The sequence below is a fragment of the Zoogloea sp. genome (assembly GCF_017302315.1).
Lineage (GTDB): Bacteria > Pseudomonadota > Gammaproteobacteria > Burkholderiales > Rhodocyclaceae > Zoogloea.
Genome location: NZ_JAFLDT010000143.1, coordinates 1 through 4,980 on the forward strand (window position 1 = coordinate 1; position 4,980 = coordinate 4,980).

Annotated in this window: 2 protein-coding genes; both read right to left on the reverse strand. The window is 69.4% G+C overall.

Going from position 1 to position 4,980, the window contains the following annotated elements; all coding sequences use genetic code 11:
• Nucleotides 1–149 precede the first annotated feature (149 nt).
• Nucleotides 150–1,715, reverse strand: a complete 1,566-nt coding sequence (locus J0L98_RS21080) for an efflux transporter outer membrane subunit (RefSeq protein ID WP_296414168.1) — start codon at nt 1,713–1,715, stop codon at nt 150–152.
• Nucleotides 1,708–4,779, reverse strand: coding sequence for a multidrug efflux RND transporter permease subunit (locus J0L98_RS21085; RefSeq protein ID WP_296414171.1), 3,072 nt, complete (start codon nt 4,777–4,779; stop codon nt 1,708–1,710). Before J0L98_RS21085 ends, J0L98_RS21080 begins: the two co-directional genes overlap by 8 nt.
• Nucleotides 4,780–4,980 lie beyond the last annotated feature (201 nt).

Sequence of the window (4,980 nt, forward strand, 5' to 3'; positions counted from 1 at the left end):
GCAGGAGTGGGCATGGGGCCAGGCTTCCGGACAGGGCTGTGAATGGGCGGGCGATCCACGGCGCACAGGATCGCGGCACACATTATGACGCGACTCATCGCCCATTAAGCGCTCCAGGCGCGCGAAAGCCTGCCCGCGGGCGGAGCCTCTCAGTCCGGGTGCGGCGCCACCCCGCCCCCGGCGTTCTTGGCCAGCAGCACTGCCGCCACCAGGCGCCGGGCGGCCAGATCATTGGCGCTGCGCTGGGCCGACAGGTGGGTGGCCTGGGCAGTGACCACGTTCAGGAAGCTCACGGTACCGGCCTTGTACTGGTTCAGGGCAATGCTCTCGGCCTCGGCGGCAGCGGCCACCGCGGCCGCCTGCTCGACCGCCGCCTCATCCAGCAGGCGGGCTGCCGAGAGGTTGTCCTCGACCTCCTGGAAGGCCACCAGCACCGTCTGACGGTAGGTGGCGACGGCCTGCTCCCAGCTGGCCTGGGCCTGGCCGACCCCGGCCTTCTTCGCCCCGGCGTCGAAGATCGTCGCCGCCAGCGTAGGCCCGAGGGACCAAAAGCGGCTGGGCACGGTCAGCAGATCCTCGATCTGGGAGCGCCGGAAACCGGTGGAGGCGCTCAGGCCCAGCACCGGAAAGCGGGCGGCCTGGGCGGCCCCGATGGCCGCATTGGCGGCCGCCACCCGACGCTCTGCCGCCGCGATATCGGGCCGCCGCTCGAGCAGGGTCGAAGGCAGGGTGACCACTACCGGCGCAAGCGGCAGGGGCGCGTTGGACACGGGCAGGCTGAAACCGGCCGGCGGCTGCCCGGTGAGCACGGCCAGAGCATGTTCATACTGGCTGCGGGACAGGCGTGCGTCCAGCGCCGAAGCCCGCGCACTGCGCAACTGGCTTTCCGCCTGGACCACGTCGGCCTTGCTGGCGACTCCGGCACCATAGCGGTTGCGGGTGAGCGCGAGGGAACGCTCGTAGGCCGTCGCCGCCGCCTCGAGCAGTTGCTGCTGGCGTTCCGCGGCGCGCAGCTGGAAATAGGTCTGTGCCAGACTGGCATGGGCCGACAGACGCGCCGCGGCAAGGTCGGCCTCGCTGGCCTGGACCCGCTCGTCGGCGGCCTCCACATTGCGGGCGATGCGCCCCCACACGTCGGCCTCCCAGCTGGCGCTGGCACCCAGGCTGAAGTTGTTCACCGGGGGGGCGTTGCCAGCCTGGGCAGTCGCCGCGGCCGACGCTGAACGGGTTGCACCAGCGGTCATGTTCACCGCAGGAAACCACGAGGCCCGCGCCGCATCGGACAGGGCCCGGGCCTGCCGGTACTGGGCCTCGGCGAGTCGCAGGTTCTGGTTGGAGATGTCCACCTTGTCCTGCAAGGCATCCAGCACCGGGTCGCCAAAGGCCTTCCACCAAGTATCGGAGGCCAGGGGCGCATCCGGCGCCGCCGGCTTCCAGTCGCCCGCCTCCTTGAAGGCAGCAGGCGTCTCGACGGCTGGCCGCAGGTAGTCGGGGCCGACGCTGCATGCTGCGAGGCCAAAGGCACAGATGAGCGCAAGAATGGTCTTGCGCCTTGAATGGCGGGCTGAATGGCTAGCTGTAGGGGCGGCTTCAGCCGCCCATCGGACGTTGATCAACGTACTTTCCCGATTCAACGCGCGGTGGGCGGCTGAAGCCGCCCCTACAAAGGCCCCTGCAAAGGCTCCTACAGGCTTGTGGATGATCTGGTCAGGCATGGGCAGGCAGGCTCCGCTTGCGGCGCAGCCGGTCGAGCAGCACAAAGACGACCGGCGTGGTGTAGAGGGTGAGGATCTGGCTGAGGATCAGGCCACCGACGATGGCGATGCCCAGGGGCTGGCGCAGCTCGGCGCCATCGCCCGTGCCGGTGGCCAGGGGAATGGCCCCGAACAGGGCCGCCAGGGTGGTCATCAGGATGGGCCGAAAGCGCAGCAGGCAGGCGTGGTGGATGGCGTCGCGGGCGTTCTCGCCCTGGTGGCGCATGCGCGCGATGGCCACGTCGATCATCATGATGGCGTTCTTCTTGACGATGCCGATCAGCAGGATCACCCCGATCATGGCGATCAGGCCGAACTCGGTGTCCCGGGCCATCAGCGCCAGCAGGGCTCCAACCCCGGCCGAGGGCAGGGTGGACAGGATGGTGATGGGGTGGATCAGGCTCTCGTAGAGCATGCCCAGCACGATGTAGATGGTGATGATGGCGGCCAGGATCAGCAGCGGCTGGCTGCTCATGGATTTCTGGAAGGCGCCGGCCGAGCCCTCGAAGCTGGTGCGTATGCCCACCGGCACGCCGATACCCGCCAGCGCCGCGTCGATGGCCTGGGTGGCCTCGCTGAGGGAGCGCCCCTCGGGCAGGGCGAAGCTGATGGTGGACGCCGCCGAGCCGCCCTGGTGGCTCACCGAAAGGGGCGCCAGGGTGGATTCGAAGCGGGCCACCGCCGACAGGGGCACCTTGGCGCCACTCGGCGCCACCAGGGTCAGGCGGGAGAGGGATTCGGGGCCCTGCAGGTATTCCGGCGCGGCCTCCAGCACCACCCGGTACTGGTTGAGGGGGTTGTAGATGGTGGACACCTGGCGCTGGCCGTAGGCGTTGTTGAGGGCGGTGGTGGCGGCCCGCATGGTGATGCCATAGCGGGCCAGGGCGTCCCGGTCGAACAGCACGGTGGTCTGAGGCCCCCGATCCTGCTGATCGCTGCTCACGTCGGTGATCTGGTCGAGGCGGCTCAGGGCGTTGCGGATACGCGGCTCCCACACACGCAGCTCTTCCAGGCTGTCGGACTGGAGGGTGAACTGGAAGCTCGAATTGCCCGAGCGCCCGCCAATCCGGATGTCCTGGGTGGCGCTGAGGTAGAGGTTGGCGCCGGGCACCTTGGCGAGCTTCTTGCGCAGGCGGCCGATCACCGCCTCGGCCGACTCCTTGCGCTCGCCGATGGGCTTGAGGGTGACGAACATGGAGCCGTAGTTGCGCTGGGAACCGCCGGTGAAGCCGGTCACCGTGGCCACCGCCGGGTCGGCACCGACGATGGTCAGAAACTGATCCATCTTCTCCTTCATGGCCTGGAAGGAGATGGCCTGGTCGGCCTCGACAAAGCCGCGCAGGCGGCCGGTGTCCTGCTGGGGGAAGAAACCCTTGGGGATGGTCTGGTAGAGGTGCACATTGAGTCCGACGGTGGCCGCCAGCACCAGCAGCACGATCCAGCGATGGGCCAGGGCCAAGCCCAGGGTGCGCCGGTAGCCCTCCAGCAGTGCCGCCAGGGCACGCCCGATGGCCCGGTCCACCCGCCCCCGCTCGGCCTCCGGCGGGCGTGGGCGCAGCAGGCGGGCGCACATCATTGGCGTGGTGGTGAGGGACACCACCAGGGACACCAGGATGGCCGCCGACAGCACCACCGCAAACTCCCGGAACAGCCGCCCGACAATGCCGCCCATGGCCAGGATGGGGATGAACACCGCGATCAGCGACAGGCTCATGGACAGCACCGTAAAGCCGATCTCCCGCGCCCCGCGCAGGGCCGCCTGGCGGGGCGGCATGCCCTCGTCCACGTGGCGGGAGATGTTCTCCAGCACCACGATGGCGTCGTCCACCACAAAGCCGGTGGCGATGGTGAGGGCCATCAGGGACAGGTTGTCCAGGCTGAAGCCGGCCAGATACATGATGGAGAAGGTGCCCACCAGGGACACCGGCACCACCACGCTGGGGATGAGGGTAGCGCGCCAGTTGCGCAGGAACAGGAAGACCACCATCACCACCAGGGCCACCGAGATCACCAGGGTGCGCTCCACCTCGCGCAGGGAGCCACGGATGGTGGGGGTGCGGTCCATCACCACGTCCAGGTCGATGGCCGGCGACACGCTGGCGCGCAGCAGGGGCAGCAGGGCCGTGACCCGATCGACCGTCTCGATGATGTTGGCGCCGGGCTGGCGGTTGACCATCAGCAGCACCGCCTGGCGACCATTGGCGTAACCATAGTTGCGGTCGTTCTCGACCCCGTCGCGCACCCGCGCCACGTCTCCCAGGCGCACCGCGGCGCCGCTCTTCCACGACACGATCAGCGGACGGTAGTCGGCGGCCGTGCGGGCTTGGTCGTTTGCCCCCACCTGCCAGGCGTTGTCACCATCCTCCAGCACGCCCTTGGGCCGGTTGGCGTTGGTGCCGACGATGGCGCTGCGTACGTCGTCCAGGTTGAGGCCGGCGGCGGCCAGTCGGTCGGGCTCCACCTCGACACGCACTGCCGGCAGCGAGGCGCCGCCGATGGACACCTGCCCCACCCCGTCCACCTGGGCCAGGCGCTGGGCCAGCACGGTGGAGGCGGCGTCGTAGAGCTGGCCTTGGGTCAGGGTGGCGGAGGTGAGCGCCAGGATGATGATGGGCGTCTCGGCCGGGTTCACCTTGCGATAGGTGGGGTTGTTGGGCAGGCTCGACGGCAGCTGGCTGCGGGCCGCGTTGATGGCCGCCTGCACGTCGCGGGCGGCACCGTCGATGTCCCGGGAGAGGTCGAACTGCAGGGTCACCCGGGTGGAACCGAGGGAGCTGCTGGACGTCATCTCGGTGACCCCGGCGATCTGCCCGAGGATGCGCTCCAGGGGCCCGGCCACCGTGGCCGACATGATCTCCGGGCTGGCACCGGGCAGGTTGGCCGAGATGGAGATGGTGGGGTAATCCACCTGGGGCAGCGGCGACACCGGCAGCAGCCGGAAGGCGATCGCCCCCGCCAGCACCACGGCCAGCGTCAGCAGGGTGGTGGCCACCGGGCGGAAGATGAACAGGCGCGAGAGGTTCATTGCACCGGGCACCCGCAGCCATCATTCCGGAGCGCCCCCCATCGCCTGGACCGCAGGGCCCTTGTAGGGGCGACTTCAGTCGCCCGCCACGCGCCAATCACAGGCATACCCTTAATCGACGTCCGCGGGCGACTGAAGTCGCCCCCACAGGCCCTACATGTTGCGACTGCGGGGAAGCCCACGCCGGCCTCCGGGCCAGGC